This window comes from Labrenzia sp. CP4 (genome assembly GCF_001579905.1).
GTDB lineage: Bacteria > Pseudomonadota > Alphaproteobacteria > Rhizobiales > Stappiaceae > Roseibium > Roseibium algicola.
The window spans coordinates 3,453,976-3,470,350 of sequence record NZ_CP011927.1 but is presented as its reverse complement, the minus strand read 5'-3'; the positions used below and the strand labels follow the sequence as shown (position 1 = coordinate 3,470,350).

Genomic DNA, 16,375 nt, shown 5'->3' with positions numbered 1-16,375 from the left:
AAAATCTGTGTGTGAGGCAAGCCGACTTTATTGCCCGGATCCTGTCAGGGAAAATAGCGCTCCACCCAGGGCTGCAAGTGTGGCGAGAATGGCAAGACAGGCATAAAACGTGAAAATGGTGGCCGCACCTTCCGGAGGTGCGGTGTTTTCGTTTCTGGCGTTCCAGGCCGTTGGTGTCGGGTCCTGCGCCGAATTTCTGTCATAGCCAGCCATCCTGACTTCAGGCTAACCGGCAAGAGATAATCTCGCGTAAACGGTTGGGGACTTCAAAACAGCGGCAATGATCGGGAAGGGTGTGCTCAGAAATCTCAGAGACTCAGGAGCCTTCAGTTACCTCGATCGTCACGTGGCCGATGCCATGCCTTGTCTTCAACCGCTCTCGGATTTGCTGCAAAACGGCATCCGGACTGTCTTCCGGTTTCAAGATGGCATGCATGGTGGCATTCACCTTGCCTTCGGCCAGCGACCAGAGATGGATGTGATAAACGTCGGCGAGGCCAGGGACTTCATGCAACAGATCGGTTTTCAGGGTGTCCCTGTCGATGTCTGCCGGTGCGCCTTCCAGCAGGATATGCGCGGACTGGCGCATTACCGCGACCGCAGAACGAACAATCAGCACAGCGACGAAAACCGACAGGATCGGGTCAATCGGGTACCAACCCGTGAAATAGATGACGATAGCGGCCGCGATCGCCGCAACGGAGCCGAGTAGATCGCCGAGCACGTGCAGGATCGCAGAGCGCATGTTGAGCGATCCGTCACCGCCACGCTGCAGAATGAAAAAGGCGCCGATATTCACCAGAAGGCCGATTACGGCAATGATGAACATCGGGCCTGCAAGCACGGTCTCCGGCTCCATGAAGCGCCCGGCAGCTTCCACGCAGATCCAGCCTGTCACCACCAGCAGGAATATGGAATTGGCGAAGGCGATCAGTACCGGTAACCGGTCGCGGCCATAGGTTAGCCGGGCATCTGCAGGTTTCTTGGATTGCTGAAAGGCCCACCAGGCCAAACCCAGCGATGCGGCATCCGTAACCATGTGGACGGCGTCCGCCATCAGCGCGAGAGACCCTGAAAGCCAGCCACCGATCAGCTCCGCAAACATGAAGGCAGCAATCAAAAGACCTGCCCACGCAACAGCGCGCGCGTTCTTGTCCGTCACTTCAGGGGTGTGATCATGGTCGTGCCCTTGACCATGATCATGGTCGTGTGAATAGCCGTGCGCACTGCCGCCGGCATGGTCGTGATGGCCGCTGTCGCTCATGGCTGTGATCCTTCCTTTGCACGGAGAGGTGGGCGCCCCGATCTTTCGACATATCCCCACGGTTGACAAGAAGCGGAACAGGAACAGCACCAAAGAGACGGGGGACAAGTGCTGGTTCAACACTCTGTAGCGGGCCTTGCGGCTCGGGATTGGCGGGACGATCCATCACTGGTAAAACCTGAAAGACCGTCCTCGGGTGTCCGGTAAATGACACACCCGGCAGTCCGTGCCGCTTGATCCGGAGCGGCGCAAAAATCCTGCCACACCAGACTTCAAGGAAATTGTCATGTCAGCAGAATTGCCGCGGGAAACCGACAACGCATTTCTGGGTAAATCGGTCAAGGGCGGTTCGCATGAACCGACCTATGCAGGCGCGCTGTCGTTCATGCGCCGCCGCTATAGCCGCGATCTGACCGGGATTGACCTGGCGGTTTGGGGCATCCCGTTTGATGCCTCTGTTTCCAACCGTCCGGGGGCTCGGTTCGGTCCTCAGGGGGTGCGTCGCGCATCCGCCATTTTTGACGGTGACCCGCAATATCCGTTCGAAATGGACCCTTTCGAGGTTCTTGCCTGCGTGGACTACGGCGACTGTGTTTTCGACTATGGCCGCAACGCTGATATTCCCGGACACATCCAGTCTCAGGCCTCTGATATTCTGGCTTCCGGAGCGCATCTGTTTTCCATCGGTGGCGATCATTTCGTCACCTATCCGCTTCTCAAGGCGCATGTGGCCAAACATGGCCCGCTCGCCCTGGTGCAATTCGATGCCCATCAGGACACCTGGAACGACGAAGGCGACCGGATCGACCACGGCACCTTCACCGGACGCGCCGTGCGAGAAGGCCTTATCGACCCAGACCGTTCAATCCAGATCGGCATCCGTACCCATGCTCCCGAAACTTGCGGGCTGGAAATCATTCATGGCTATGAGATGGACGAATTGGGTATCGGCGGCGTGACCGACAGGATCAAGGCCCGGGTGGGCAATGGCCCGGCCTATATGACATTCGACATCGATTGCCTTGACCCGGCGTTTGCGCCCGGTACCGGCACGCCTGTTTCCGGCGGCCTGTCCTCTCGCGAGGCATTGTCGGTCCTGCGTGGGCTGGGGTCATTGAACTTCGTCGGCGGTGATGTCGTCGAAGTCGCACCGGCGTACGACCATGCCGATATCACCTCGATTGCGGGCGCAAGCGTCGCGCTGACCTACATTGGCCTGCTTGCCGAAAAGCGGAAACAGGCCGGCTGAGGCCAGAATAGGGGCAACATGGAAACGAACCTCAGCTTCCGATTTGTCAAAACGCCGGGCAGCAGGCCGTTGCCGCCCGGTGTCGCCAGGCAGTTCAAGGTGTTTGGCACCGGGCAAAGTCTGGAGGAAGCACCTGCCATGGTGTTCGAACTGGACAAGCCGCACATGAGAGGCGTCACAAGCATCCGCATCGGCCCACAGACTGCCTGGGCACTCGAGTGCAGGTCCAGGTCCGGTACTGGCAGCTGGGAACTGAGGACCGATGCCGACGTCAGCATCGGACAAATCGGGGGACGAGGACCTTTGAAGCAGGGCTGGCAACTGGAAGTGCCTGGAAGCAATGTTCAGTTCAGCCTTGCCAACCCTGACAGTGTTGCCAAACAAACCGTCCGCACGATGCTTGGTGGCGACACGGAAGCTCTGGTGCTGTTGGCAGACGGCAATCCAGTGGGGACGCTGGTCCGCAAACATCGGGATCAGGCAGAAGGCAAGAAAGCCGGTTTGCTGTCAGGTTTGAAGAGATTCGTGACAGGCAGGGATTGGGTGCTCGACATTCACGAGCCGGATTTGCGCAGCAAGATCGCGGGTCAGGAGCAGCAAGTTGCGCTTGCCGCACTTGGTCTGGTGGCCATCGTGAGTCTGGAGTTGAGCACAGCCGACTGAACAGCGATCCGCTTCAGGTAGACATTCAAAGGAAATCAGCCGTGTTTGCTGTGCGCTGCCTTCCCGGGAAGGTTGTCGTTGAGCGGGACAGCAGTCCAGAACCGGTACAGCGGGGTTTTGTCCTTCATGGTCTGGTAAAGCTGGATCAACTTGCCAAAGCTGACGAATTGGGCCGCATACGCAACGGCCAGACCTGTCAGCGACAGGATTGGCGATGACAGGAAGCCGCCGAGCAACGCAATCAGCCCACCCATCCAGAAAACGAGATAAAGCGTTGTAATCCGGGCACTGTCGGTGGCGGGAACGGGGAGGAACAATCTGTTGAGCCAGATCTTTTCTCCAAAGCTCACGCGTTTGGCCCAACTGGAGGCCTTGCCGGTTTCCCCAACAAGCCTGGGGACAGCGATCACGCCTGCCAGTACCGCAAAAGCGAGCAGAAGTGCGCCCCAGACACCAAGCCAGGCTTGCGTCCACAAGGCACCGGTCAACATGCCAGGTGCGAGTATCTTCATGAAAGTTGCCAGGGCAGGCGCTGGCTTGCCGGTCGCTGCTTTGGGCAGAAGAACGGGAGCTCTCAGGCCATTGGCATTTTTCAATGCCGGACGGGCAAGGGGGCTCGGGTGACGTTGCGTGGTTTGCATATGCTGAAGCCGGCCTTTCGGATATCCGGCAATCTTACCCGGCGAAATGGGGACTTGGCAAACAACATTCTGTCGCAAGCAACAGCAAAGATCGTGAAAAATACCTAGGCCAGGGCCAGATATCATTAAGTATTTTAATCGATATCTCCTAGAGATTTTGGTGTAGTTTCAATGCACTTGCCTGGATGGGCTAGTTCGTTCGATGAATAACAAATAGCTAATGAGTAAAAAGGCCTACATTCTGTTCAGTTCATTGTTTTTTAGTTTGAAATCGGCAAAGATGGCCAAATACTTGAGAGTGATAAATTCAATCAATTGGACTGGAGCATGGTCTTACAAACAAGCCAGGACGAAGGGGACGCGGAAAATAGCGAAATAGTCTCGTCCCTGGCCTCCGAGCTGGATCGGCTTAACCACATCACGAAGCTGTCAAGAAGTGACGAACTTCGCCTCAGCGGCGACTGGCTTCATACACTGCTTAACGAGGTTTCCGATTATCTCTATGTGAAGGACCGCAGCTCGCGCTTCGTCATGGCGAACTTGCAGGTCGCGCTTGATGTCGGCCTCGATGATGCTTCGCAATTGATCGGCAAGACCGATCTGGAACTGCATCCGGAGGAGACCGGTTCCAAGTTCCATGCCATCGAACAGGAGATCATGGCGTCGAATATTCCGCGTATCGATTTCGAGGAGCCGTCAATTCTGTCGAACGGCAAGCGGAAGTGGTTCTCTTCGTCCAAGTACCCGGTCACAAACAGCAAGGGTGAAGTGGTCGGCATTGTTGGCCTCTCGCGGGACATCACCGAGCGCAAACGGGCGTTACTCCTGCAGCAGGGGCAGAACAAGGTCCTTCAGGAAATTGCTGCGGGCAGACCCGTGAACGAGGTGTTGACGACACTCGTATTGACCATTGAGGACCAACTCGATGGAGTGATGGGGTCGATCATGCTTGTGGATGACACAGGCGAGCATCTCCTGGCGACTGTCGGTCCCAACCTGCCGCAAGAATACCTGGACATCACCGACGGTATACCTGTGAGCCCGAAAATGGGTTCATGCGGGACCGCTGTGTTCCGGCGCGAGAGTGTCATCGTCGAAGATATCCAGAAGGACCGACTGTGGGAGGATGTACGCGACCTTGTTGCTCCTTTCGAATTGCGGTCCTGCTGGTCGGTGCCGTTTTTCGGCAAGGACAGCAAGGTTCTGGGCACGTTTGGGCTCTACACCAAGTCGACGCGCAGCCCGACGGATCATGAGCTGAAGCTTGCACTGGAAGCTGCCCGGCTTGCGTCCGTAGCAGTCGAGCGTGACCGAGCCGAACGCAAGATCCGCTATCTGGCCAATCATGACGTCCTGACAGGCCTGCCCAATCGGCAGGAGTTCAAGACCAAGCTGGAAGAAAAGGTGTTCGAAAGTGATAGGACCGGCGTGCCTGTTGCCGTCGTTTTTGTCGATCTCGACAATTTCAAGTTCGTCAACGACAGCTTCGGACATGCGATTGGCGACCAGGTGCTGATGATCGTCGCGGAACGGATCATGTCCGTCCACGACGGTGCACATCAGGCCATCCGCTTTGGGGGCGACGAATTTGTCCTGATTGTCGACCGAGACACGGCAGAGAAAGCTGCCCTCTACGAATTCATGGCAAGGCTCCGGGACGAGATCACCAAAACGATCCAGATCGATGACCTGTCGTTCCATGTTACCTGCAGCATTGGTGCTGCCTGTTACCCGCAGGATGCCGACAGTGCGGCACAGCTTTTACGGAATGCCGACAAGGCGATGTTCGAAGCAAAGTCCGCAGGACGTGACAGCTTCAAGGTCTATGAGCAGACCCGTCCGGAACGTTCGGTCAACAAGCTGACACTTCTGGAGGAAATGCGGACCGGCATCGAGAACGGCGAGTTTTTCCTGGAATACCAGCCGCAATACAATCTGGTTAGCGGCCGTATCGTAGGTGCGGAAGCGCTGGTGCGCTGGCAACATCCGGCACTTGGTCGCATGATGCCGGGCGAGTTCATCACTCTGGCGGAAGAAAGCGGCCTGATCGTGCCTCTGGGCAGATGGGTGACGCGCGAAGCCTGCCGGCAGAACAAGGAATGGCAGGAAAGTGGCCTGATGCCGATTACGGTTGGCGTCAATGTTTCCGCCCGCCAGTTCCGTGACGACGGTATGATTTCGGATGTTCGCGATGCACTCGAGGAAACCGGACTTGCCGCGACCTACCTTGAGCTGGAGCTGACCGAAAGCCTGCTGATCAAGAATGCGGATCAGGCCGTTGGACTGATGGACGATTTCCGCCGGCTGGGCGTGAAGCTCGCCATAGATGATTTCGGCACCGGATATTCAAGTCTCGCCGCGCTGAAAAGCTTTCCGCTGACAAGGCTCAAGATCGACCGCAGCTTCATCAGCGATCTGGATTTCGACGAAAGCGACCGGTGTATCGCAAAGGCCATCATTTCCCTCGGGCGGGAACTTGGGCTCTGTGTCGTGGCAGAGGGCGTGGAAACCGCAAAGCAGCAGGCCTTTCTTGCCAGCTGCCGTTGTGAAGTCGTCCAAGGCTATCATTTCGGTCGCCCGATGGCCGCCCGCAAGTTCGGCAAGCTGCTGGCCATGACATTGACGCCTCTGGACGCACATTTCGGTTGAGATATGCGCTTCGGAAACAGCCGTAGTCAGCGCCGGGAGAATGGAGCTCCGGGGATGTGTCCTGGCGCAGTACGTTACACCTTGGTCATCACATAAGAGCCGGGCGCATCCTCAAGGATTTTGACCCGGTTCGCACCCGGTTTGCGGGCCTTGACCTTGGCGTCGTCATGCGAGCGGATCCACTGATCCCAGTAAGGCCACCAGGACCCGGGGTGTTCCTCGGCATTCTTGAGCCAGTTTTCCAGCGTTCCCTTGGCTTCCGCGCCTGTCCAGAACTGGTATTTCTTCTTCGCAGGCGGGTTGACCACACCTGCAATATGCCCGGAACCGGCCAGCACGTAATCGACCGGGCCACCAAAACAGCCTGATCCCAGAAAGACCGATTTCGGCGGTGCAATGTGGTCTTCGCGCGTTGCCAGGTTGAAGATCGGAATGGTCACCTTGGAGAGATCCAGGTGCTCGCCCGCGATTTCCATTTCGCCCTTGGACAGTTTGTTGTCCAGATAACAGTTGCGCAGATAGAACGAATGGTTCGCGGCGGGCATGCGCGTGGAATCCGAGTTCCAGTAGAGCAGGTCAAACGGGAAGGGGTCCTGGCCCTTCAGGTAGTTGTTGACCACATAGGACCAGATCAGATCGTTGGAGCGCAGCATGTTGAAGGCGGACGACATCTTGGAGCCGTCCAGGTAGCCGTGCTCGGCCATCCTCTTTTCAAGGACCGAGATCTGTTCTTCATCGACGAACACCTTCAGGTCACCCGCGAAAGTGAAGTCGACCTGTGTGGTGAAGAAGGTCGCGGTCTTGATGCGGTCGTCGCCGATCTTTGCCATATAGGCAAGCGTGACCGCCAGCAATGTGCCGCCGACGCAGTAACCGATGGAATTGACCTCTTCCTGGCGCGTTGCCCGCTTGATGACGTCGAGCGTATTGAGGATGCCTTCCTTCATATAATGCTCGAAGCTCTTTTGAGCCTGCCGTTCGTCCGGGTTGACCCAGGAAATGACAAACACCGTGTGGCCCTGGTCGACCGCCCACTTGATGAAGGATTTTTCCGGATTGAGGTCGAGAATGTAGAACTTGTTGATCCACGGCGGAACGATGAGGAGAGGACGCTTCAGGACCTCGTCGGTAGATGGCGAATACTGGATTACCTGGCAGACATCGTTCTGCGAGATCACCTTGCCTGGCGTGGTGCCGAGGTTCTCGCCGAGCTTGAATTTTGTCGGGTCGGTCTGGCGGATCTTCAGCTCGCCCTTGCCGGTTTTCAGATCCTCGACCAGGTGCCGCATGCCCTTGACCAGGTTTTCGCCGTTGCTTTCCAGTGTCAGACGTAACAGCTCGGGGTTTGTAAGCACGAAATTGGACGGGGAGACGGCATTGGCGATCTGGGTGACGTAGAATTCGGCCTTGTGGCGTGTGTGCTCATCCAGCCCCTGGGCGTCGTGGACCATGTCCTCCGCCCATTTGCTGGTGATCAGGTAGAGCTGCTTGATGAAATCGAAGAACTGGTTTTTTTCCCAGTCAGGATCGGCAAAGCGCTTGTCACGTGCCGGAGTTTCGATCGCCGGTGTAGACGGTTCGCCCATCATCCGTTTCAGCGAGGAATTCCAGAGATCGATATAGCCGCTCCACAAGCGCGACTGGGCTTCGACGGCGCGCTGCGGATCGGACGCCCAGTATTCGCCAACCTGAGCGAGGGTCTTTACGACACCGGTCAGCTCGTCGGTCGAATCGTGGGTGATCTTGCCCTGTTCCCGGGGCTCGATATAAGCCGCCAGTGCCTTGCCTGCCTGCTCGAGCGTCTTTGCAAGATTCTGTGCAAAGGCTTCCGGGTTGTTGATGATATACTGCAACATGGGATGGTCGCGGTCATCAGCCATAGGCAGGGATTTCCTCCGGTTGTCTTGCCCCATTCAGCCCACGAAAGGCCTGTGAGCCCTTGTTGTTCAATCGCGTTATCTTGTTATTTTTTCGCCGATATTTTGAACTATCGGCTATTTATGACACAAGGTAACGTCTCCGTCGATTGGATTTCAATCCACGTTCAGGCCCTCTGGCTAGTGGAAATTTGTGACGATCGGATGGACGAGGAAACAAAGTGGTGGAGGATCTGTTGAGCTGCATGCGGAACGTGCTGGCACTGGGTGGGTGCATGCTTCTCGCCTTTGGATTGTCAGCATGCGCTGTCGGGCCAGGGACACCCTTGCTTGATGCGCTGAAAACCGAGCCCGGGCAGGGGAGAGGCAACGTCCCGGCACCGAAAGGCTATGGTGCAATCGTCAATCCCGGCGAGTCTTCCGGCCTCATCAATCCGAAGGAGAGGCAAGAGACGCAGGCCTATCTGGAAACACTTGCGTCTGAGTGACGCAGGGGACGATGCCCAATACATATGCGGATGATGTGAGGTGGCTAAAGAAGATAAAATATTGATAAATATACGGATTAAATCTTTCCTTTACGACTGGCGGTCTAGGCTGCAAGCCTTGATCGCAAGGCCTTTGTTTTCATGACGCTCGATACACCGACACTGTTTACCTGCATTATGATTGCCGAGTTTGCCGGTAGCGTCATCCTGTTCCTTTTTTACATGTTCTGGCCCGGGCGGAGCGTTGCCTGTTCGAGAAGCCTCGCCCTGTGGTCTGCAGGAATGTTTCTGGCGGCTTGCGGGACGGTTCTCCTTGCATTTCGCGGGACAATTCCGGACCTTTTCAGTATCGTTGCCGCTAATTTCCTGGTCATTCTCGGGACCGGCCTGAGGCGAAGCGGCTTCGCCGTGTTCCTGGGCCGCAGCGGTCATGTCTGGGTGTTCGCAACGATAGCGTTTGCCTGGCTCGTTCTATGCCAGTTTCCCGAATTTCAGGACAACTTCCTCACCCGGGTGAATTATGTTCAGTCGGTGCTCATCCTGAGTGGTCTCTGGGTCGTTTGGATGGCGTTCTTCGAAAATCGGGAGAAACTCTATTCAGCACGTATGCTTGGGATGACAACGCTGGTCGAAACCGCGGGATTCATGTGGTTTACCTTTCACCAGAACATACTGCTGTTCCCGTCCTTCCAGTCGACGTTCACGGAAGGGTTCATGAGCACCTACCTGATCACCGTTCTGTTTTCGATCATCATGACGATCGTCCTGCCGGCTTCCATGGTCATCGAACGATCCTTGCACGGTTTCAGGGAGCAGGCTCTTCAGGACGACCTGACAGCTCTGCCGAACCGACGGGCGTTTCTCAACGATGCGGAGGACTGGATCGCTTCGAACTCCTCCCCAAAGGGCATTTACAGCCTCATCCTGTTTGACATGGACCAGTTCAAATCGGTGAACGAGCGTTTCGGTCAGGCGATGGGAGATGCGCTCCTGCAGCTATTCGCGCGCATCTTGAAGGATACCCTGGTCGAAAACGCCATTTCAGGGCGGGTAGGCGGTGCCGGATTCGCCGTGTTCCTGCCGGAGGGCAACAAGGAACTCGCCCATTTGACCGCCCAGAGGATCTGCAGGCGTTTCGGGCTGGAATGTCAGGAAGCGTCTGGCGGCCGGCTGATGGTGACCGCGAGCGTCGGTCTGGTGAGTGCCAGCGTTTCGACACCGCTGGAGCGTGCGATGGAAGCTGCCGAAGGTGGCCTGCACAGGGCAAAGAAACAGGGCCGCGCACAAATCGTCACGATGGATCTTGCGCCCAATGGCCGGCTTATCAAGGACGCAAAAAGAACCGGTTTTTCCGTGCTTCGGAAAAAGGCGGCCTGATCTCTTCCTTTCTTTGATTGTCGCGACGCGCCCGGCAAAGTGGAATGATGGATCTGGCTCCGGAAGGCGGTCCGCTTACTGCTCACTTGCCGTTCATTCCTCGCCAGATTTTTGCTCCTGCACACCGCGATTTGTAGGACATTTAAGCCGTTAGTGGAGCTCGGGCGGCCGAGGACTACTGCCAAAGCAATCATGTTCTAAAAAACGCTACAAATTTAGTCGGCTAGCGACGCAAAGACGGGTGCGTATTTTTATCCGGACTGCTAAAAGAGCCCCGCTGCGCCGTCGCCGCGCCCGGCAAGGGAGCGCAGCTGATACTGTCAACTCGCAAGGATTCGCGTCATGGAGGAATTCCATAAGATCAAGCGGCTGCCGCCGTATGTGTTCGAACAGGTGAACCGTTTGAAGGCGAAGGCGCGCGCGGCGGGGGCGGACATTATCGATCTTGGCATGGGCAACCCTGACCTGCCGACACCGAAGCACATTGTCGACAAGCTGACCGAAGTCGTGCAGGACCCACGCACGCACCGTTATTCCGCATCCAAGGGCATCGGAGGCCTGCGCAAGGCACAAGCGGCTTATTACGGTCGCCGGTTTGGCGTGAAACTGGATCCCGATACCCAGGTGATCGCGACACTCGGCTCCAAGGAAGGCTTCGCCAACATGGCGCAGGCCATCTCCGCACCCGGGGATGTGATTCTGAGCCCCAATCCCAGCTATCCGATTCACACCTTCGGCTTCTTGATGGCTGGCGCCTCGATCCGCAACATTCCGGCGGAACCGGGCCCGGCGTTCTTCGATGCGCTTGAACGCGCGGTGATCCATTCCGTGCCGAAGCCGATCGCAATCATTCTTTGCTACCCGGCGAACCCGACGTCCTATTGCGCGGATCTCGACTTCTACAAGGACGTGGTCGCATTCGCTCGCAAGCACAACATCTTCATCCTGTCTGACCTGGCTTACTCCGAAATCTATTTCGGTGCGACACCGCCGCCATCGGTTCTGCAGGTGCCGGGTGCCATGGATGTCACCGTCGAATTCACGTCACTTTCGAAGACCTTCTCCATGCCGGGGTGGCGCATGGGCTTTGCTGTCGGCAACGAGCGGCTGATTGCTGCGTTGTCGAGAGTGAAATCCTATCTCGATTACGGCGCCTTCACACCCATTCAGGTTGCGGCAACCGCGGCCCTGAACGGATCGGATGACTGCATCCGTGAAACCCGCGAGATCTACAAGAAGCGCCGCGATGTGGTGGTCGACAGTTTCGGCAGGGCCGGCTGGGATATTCCGGCACCGGAAGCCAGCATGTTCTGCTGGGCACCAATCCCCGAGAAGTTCCGGGCGCTCGGCAGTCTGGAATACTCCAAGCTGCTACTGGAAAAGGCGGAAGTGGCCGTCGCACCAGGTATCGGTTTCGGTGAACACGGAGACGAGTACGTCCGCATCGGACTGGTGGAAAACGAACAAAGACTGCGTCAGGCAGCCAGAAATATCCGCCGCTTCCTTGAAACTGCGGATCAAAAGCTGCACAACGTCATCCCGCTCGGGACCAAAGGTTGATAAGAACTGGACTCATTTCCGTATGGCAGACGCATTGAAGGTAGGCATCGCTGGCCTTGGCACCGTGGGGGGGGCCGTGGTGCAGCTCCTTTCAAAACACGGCGGACAGATTGCAACGAAAACCGGGCGAGCAGTGACCGTGACAGCGGTCAGTGCACGTGATCGGACCCGTGATCGGGGCATCGATGTCTCGGCATTCGAATGGTTCACCGATCCGGTGGAAATGGCCCGGACGGCAGATGTCGATATTTTTGTCGAACTGATCGGCGGCGACAACGGCCCCGCTGAGGAAAGCGTGCGTGCTGCTCTGGCGCGTGGCATTCATGTCGTGACAGCAAACAAGGCGCTGCTTGCGCGCCATGGCGTTGAGCTGGCAGTGCTGGCGGAGGCCAACGACGCCTGCCTCAACTACGAGGCAGCCGTTGCCGGAGGCATTCCGATCGTCAAGACGCTGCGCGAATCCATGGCCAGCAACGACATCAGCCGCATCTACGGTATCCTGAACGGCACCTGCAATTACATCCTGACCCGGATGGAGGCAGAAGGCATCAGTTTTCAGGATTGTCTGTCGGATGCACAGCGTCTCGGCTATGCGGAGGCGGATCCGACCTTCGACATCGAAGGTAACGACACCGCCCACAAGCTTGCCATCCTCACCAGTCTTGCCTTCGGCACGGAAATCTCGAGCGACGACATCTACGTCGAGGGCATCACCTCGATCACGACCGCCGATATTCAGGCTGCGGACGAACTCGGTTTTCGCATCAAGCTACTGGGCGTTGCCCAACGCACTGATACGGGCATCGAGCAACGTGTTCATCCGACCATGGTGCCGAAGTCCTCTGCGATTGCTCGGATCGACGGCGTCCTGAATGCTGTGGCTGTCGACGGTGACTTCGTTGGTGAAATCGTGCTCGTCGGACCGGGTGCCGGCGGCAATGCGACGGCGTCATCCGTCGTGGCCGATCTCGCCGATATTGCCCGGGGCGACGAAACGCCTGTTCTTGGCATGCCCGCTGCAGAGCTTAACAGCTATCAACGTGCCCGCATGCGGCTTCATGAAGGCGGATATTATATCCGCCTGTCCGTATTCGATCGGCCGGGTGCTTTCGCCGAAATCGCCAGATGCATGGGCGATGCCGGCATTTCACTGGAATCGATTGTCCAGAAACGTCATGCAAATAAGGACGTTCCTGTGAAATTTGATGCGGACCTGCCTCAACCTGTCATCCTCATCACGTATGAAACGACTGAAGTGGCAATCAAAGAGGCATTGGACGTGATCATGTCCAAGGGGGTAGTTTCCGAACAGCCTCAGATGATCCGCATTGAAAAACTGAACTGACGAGTGAGTGCCCGCCGAGGCGTCCTGCGGAGGGAGAGACTGGAGATGTTGATGTCCAATACTGATAAACAACCGTCGAGCGGCCTGGACCGTATTCTGACGCTCGAGCTGGCCCGCGTCAGTGAAAGAGCGGCTGTGTCGGCAGCCCGGTTGCGCGGTCACGGCGACGAAATGGCCGCGGACCAGGCGGCAGTGGACGCAATGCGGCGCGAACTGAACCGCCTGCCTATCGACGGTACCGTGGTTATCGGTGAGGGGGAACGCGACGAAGCTCCGATGCTCTACATCGGTGAAAACGTCGGCACGAAGCAGGGACCGAAAGTCGACATCGCTCTCGACCCGCTGGAAGGCACGACCATCTGCGCCAAGAACCTGCCGAACTCCCTGGCGGTTATCGCATTGGCGCCGGCGGGCGATCTTCTGAACGCTCCGGACAGCTATATGGACAAGATTGCCATCGGGCCGGGTTACAAGGCCGGATTGATCGATCTGGACGCACCGATTGCCGAAAATATTGCTGCTGTTGCCAAGGAAAAAGGCGTCAAGGTCAGTGAAGTCACGGCCTGCGTGCTCGACCGTCCGCGCCACGCCCGCCTGATTGAAGAAATCCGGGCGACTGGTGCTGCAATCCGCCTGATCGGAGATGGTGACGTCGCCGGCGTTATTCACACGACCGATCCGGACGAAACCGGCATCGATATCTACGCAGGTATCGGCGGTGCCCCGGAGGGTGTGCTTGCAGCTGCCGCGCTTCGTTGTATCGGTGGCCAGATGCAGTCTCGTCTTGTGATCACGCGCGACGAGCAGGTCGAGCGTGCGCATCGCATGGGCATCGAGGACATCAAGAAGAAGTACACGCTTGAAGAAATGGCCGGGCCGGACGTGCTTTTTGCCGCAACGGGTGTAACCGACGGCAACTTCCTGCAGGGCGTCCGCTTCGGCCGTCATCACATCACCACGCACACCGTTGTCATGCGGTCCTCCACTGGGACGGTGCGCTACATCAAGGCCCAGCACACGGATCTTGAGAAGTTTCATCTGGACTAAGCGCGGCTGAATGCTGGGACAATCCGGGGAAGACGACAGGCGGCTCGTACTTGGGGTCGCCCGTTCCGCAAACGACAACGCCTGGCGCGAGCGCCTGAGTGGCGCTGACCTGCGAACCGCGATGGCGATTTCGCAGGTTCACGGATTGCCGGACGTGCTGGCGCGTGTCATGGCTGCGCGCGGCGTTCAGGCCGACGAGGCAACCGGCTTCCTGGAGCCGTCACTCAAGCTGCTGATGCCCGATCCTTCCGGTCTGGTCGATATGGACGCCGCCGTGGCAAGGGTCGCGGATGCGGTCCAGGCTGGTCGAAAGATTGCGATCTTCGGCGACTATGATGTCGACGGGGCGACATCGTCGGCGATATTCGCCAAATACCTGCAGTGGCTCGGCCTTGACCCTGTGATCCATATTCCGGATCGGGTCATCGAAGGATACGGACCGAACGGTCCGGCCATCGAACATCTTCGCCATGGCGGGGCTGATCTGCTGGTTACGCTCGACTGCGGCAGCACGTCGTTTGAAGCTTTTGAAACTGCCCGGCAACTCGATCTCGACGTCGTGGTCATCGATCACCACCAGGTTGGCGAAACGCTTCCGGCGGTTGAGGCGCTCGTCAATCCCAACCGGCAGGATGATCTGTCGGGGCAGGGGCATTTGGCAGCTGTCGGCGTCACGTTCCTGTTTCTTGTCGGCCTGAACCGCGAGTTGCGGCGTCGCGGGGTTTTCCAGGGCAGGCAGGAGCCGGATCTCATGGCGCTGCTCGATCTGGTGGCGCTTGGTACCGTGTGCGACGTCGTTCCGTTGCAGGGCCTAAACAGGGCCTATGTGACACGTGGCCTTGCGGTGATGCACCAACGCCGCAATTACGGGCTGACTGCGCTTGCGGACACAGCGCGCGTGAGCGGAAAGCCGGCGCCTTATCATCTGGGTTTCTTGATAGGCCCGCGGATCAACGCGGGAGGACGTATTGGCGACGCTGCACTGGGCGCGCGCCTTCTGACGACGGAAGACCCGCACGAAGCACGGGCAATCGCCGAGCGGCTGGACCAGCTCAATACCGAACGTCAGTCCATGGAAGCAGTGATGCTGGAACAGGCCGGCGCAGAAGCCGCAATGGCAATCCAGGCACGTGATCCGGCGGTTCTCCTGACCGGTTCCGACGATTGGCACCCCGGGATTGTTGGACTGATTGCCTCTCGGCTCAAGGAAGCTCACCGCAGGCCTTCCTTTGCGGTCGCCTTTGATGAAACCGGCAAGGGGACAGGTTCAGGGCGCTCCATCCCCGGTGTTGACCTTGGCAAGGCCGTTCGCAGAGCGGTTGACGAAGGTTTGCTCGAAAAGGGTGGTGGGCACGCCATGGCGGCAGGGCTTACGGTTCTGCGGGAGAAGACCGCCGACCTGGAAGCGTTTTTCAACGATGTGCTGAAGGACGACGTCGAGGCGGCAAGTGCGAACCGGGAACTGAAGATTGATGCCGCGCTGACGGCAACGGGCGCAAATCTCGATTTTCTGGAGTTGCTGGAAAAGGCGGGGCCCTATGGTGCCGGTCATGCTGAACCGGTGTTTGCCTTTCCCGCCCACCGGATTTCCTTCGCCGATGTGGTCGGTAAGGGACATGTCCGAGCCTCGATCACTTCTGGTGACGGGACTGCGTTAAAGGCAATCTGCTTCAAGGCGGACGACAAACCGCACGGTCAGATGTTGTTGCAGGGCCGGGGGCAGTCGCTGCATGTGGCAGGTACGCTGTCAATCGACACCTGGCAGGGGACACCCAAGGTGCAACTGCGCATCCTTGATGTCGCGGATCCGCAGAAAACCCGCCTTTGATGCGGCGCAGGTAAACGTGAATTAACCAAACGCTAAGTCTCCGGGCATAAGGTTTGAACCCACGAAGGAATCGTGAGGATCAGGCATGCGTGCTCAGAATGAGCTTTCGCCCTATTTCGAAGAAATAGACAGGCGTACGGACCGGGCCCTGAAAGGGATTCGGGAAGTCAGACGTTCAGCAAAACTCACCGCCCTGCCGCAAGAGCCGAAAGCAGCCCTAGTCGGAACAGGATTTCTGATGGTGCTGGTAGCATTTCTCGGACTGTTCATCGATTGAACCTTCCGGAAATACCGGACGAGCCACGTTCAGGTGAACGAAAGACAGACAAGGGCTTGAAACGCTCTGCGTGCTGCCTTTAAGTCTTGCGTCTTAGTTATCGAGACGTC

14 protein-coding genes are annotated in these 16,375 nt (G+C 57.7%); 10 read left to right on the top strand and 4 right to left on the bottom strand.

Annotation, left to right across the window (positions count from 1 at the left end):
• Window positions 1-27: 27 nt before the first annotated feature.
• Together ACP90_RS16070 and ACP90_RS16065 are read right to left on the bottom strand one after the other, a co-directional pair.
• On the bottom strand, window positions 28-213 hold the full coding sequence (locus ACP90_RS16070; RefSeq protein WP_062488916.1) for a hypothetical protein: 186 nt from the start codon (window positions 211-213) through the stop codon (window positions 28-30).
• 103 nt (window positions 214-316) lie between these two features.
• On the bottom strand, window positions 317-1,264 hold the full coding sequence (locus tag ACP90_RS16065) for a cation diffusion facilitator family transporter (RefSeq protein ID WP_062488915.1): 948 nt from the start codon (window positions 1,262-1,264) through the stop codon (window positions 317-319).
• A gap of 286 nt (window positions 1,265-1,550) precedes the next feature.
• Between ACP90_RS16065 and speB the strand changes: the two genes are divergently transcribed.
• Both speB and ACP90_RS16055 read left to right on the top strand, forming a co-directional pair.
• Window positions 1,551-2,513 (top strand): agmatinase, encoded by a 963-nt coding sequence (gene speB / locus ACP90_RS16060; protein WP_031268792.1) that lies wholly within the window; start codon window positions 1,551-1,553, stop codon window positions 2,511-2,513.
• 18 nt (window positions 2,514-2,531) lie between these two features.
• On the top strand, window positions 2,532-3,176 hold the full coding sequence (locus tag ACP90_RS16055; RefSeq protein WP_062488914.1) for a hypothetical protein: 645 nt from the start codon (window positions 2,532-2,534) through the stop codon (window positions 3,174-3,176).
• Window positions 3,177-3,211: 35 nt separating this feature from the next.
• On the opposite strand, the gene ACP90_RS16050 is transcribed toward ACP90_RS16055, so the two are convergent.
• The gene (locus tag ACP90_RS16050) at window positions 3,212-3,817 is read right to left on the bottom strand and encodes a DUF6653 family protein (RefSeq protein WP_062488913.1); all 606 of its coding nucleotides are present in this window, start codon (window positions 3,815-3,817) and stop codon (window positions 3,212-3,214) included.
• Between the two features lie 327 nt (window positions 3,818-4,144).
• Here ACP90_RS16050 and ACP90_RS16045 point away from each other — a divergent pair, with 327 nt between their 5' ends.
• Window positions 4,145-6,466 (top strand): EAL domain-containing protein, encoded by a 2,322-nt coding sequence (locus ACP90_RS16045; protein WP_062488912.1) that lies wholly within the window; start codon window positions 4,145-4,147, stop codon window positions 6,464-6,466.
• A 74-nt stretch (window positions 6,467-6,540) separates the two neighbouring features.
• Here the strand turns inward: ACP90_RS16045 and phaC are convergent, their stop codons facing one another.
• Complete coding sequence (gene phaC, locus ACP90_RS16040) at window positions 6,541-8,346, bottom strand: class I poly(R)-hydroxyalkanoic acid synthase (RefSeq protein WP_055653945.1); 1,806 nt, start codon at window positions 8,344-8,346, stop codon at window positions 6,541-6,543.
• Window positions 8,347-8,579: 233 nt separating this feature from the next.
• Between phaC and ACP90_RS16035 the strand changes: the two genes are divergently transcribed.
• From ACP90_RS16035 to ACP90_RS16005, 7 genes are all read left to right on the top strand, one after another.
• Window positions 8,580-8,831, top strand: a complete 252-nt coding sequence (locus ACP90_RS16035; RefSeq protein ID WP_139314125.1) for a hypothetical protein — start codon at window positions 8,580-8,582, stop codon at window positions 8,829-8,831.
• A gap of 141 nt (window positions 8,832-8,972) precedes the next feature.
• Window positions 8,973-10,208 carry a GGDEF domain-containing protein gene (locus ACP90_RS16030; RefSeq protein WP_062488910.1) on the top strand — a complete coding sequence of 412 codons (1,236 nt, stop codon included), beginning with the start codon at window positions 8,973-8,975 and terminating at the stop codon, window positions 10,206-10,208.
• Between the two features lie 342 nt (window positions 10,209-10,550).
• The gene (locus ACP90_RS16025; RefSeq protein WP_022999411.1) at window positions 10,551-11,768 is read left to right on the top strand and encodes an LL-diaminopimelate aminotransferase; all 1,218 of its coding nucleotides are present in this window, start codon (window positions 10,551-10,553) and stop codon (window positions 11,766-11,768) included.
• A 22-nt stretch (window positions 11,769-11,790) separates the two neighbouring features.
• Window positions 11,791-13,113, top strand: coding sequence for a homoserine dehydrogenase (locus ACP90_RS16020; protein ID WP_062488909.1), 1,323 nt, complete (start codon window positions 11,791-11,793; stop codon window positions 13,111-13,113).
• A gap of 51 nt (window positions 13,114-13,164) precedes the next feature.
• On the top strand, window positions 13,165-14,160 hold the full coding sequence (gene glpX, locus ACP90_RS16015; RefSeq protein WP_022999409.1) for a class II fructose-bisphosphatase: 996 nt from the start codon (window positions 13,165-13,167) through the stop codon (window positions 14,158-14,160).
• A gap of 10 nt (window positions 14,161-14,170) precedes the next feature.
• Entirely contained in the window at window positions 14,171-15,988 is a 1,818-nt protein-coding gene (gene recJ, locus ACP90_RS16010) for a single-stranded-DNA-specific exonuclease RecJ (protein ID WP_062488908.1), read from the top strand.
• An 85-nt stretch (window positions 15,989-16,073) separates the two neighbouring features.
• Window positions 16,074-16,265 (top strand): hypothetical protein, encoded by a 192-nt coding sequence (locus ACP90_RS16005; protein WP_022999407.1) that lies wholly within the window; start codon window positions 16,074-16,076, stop codon window positions 16,263-16,265.
• The last annotated feature ends 110 nt before the right edge of the window (window positions 16,266-16,375 follow it).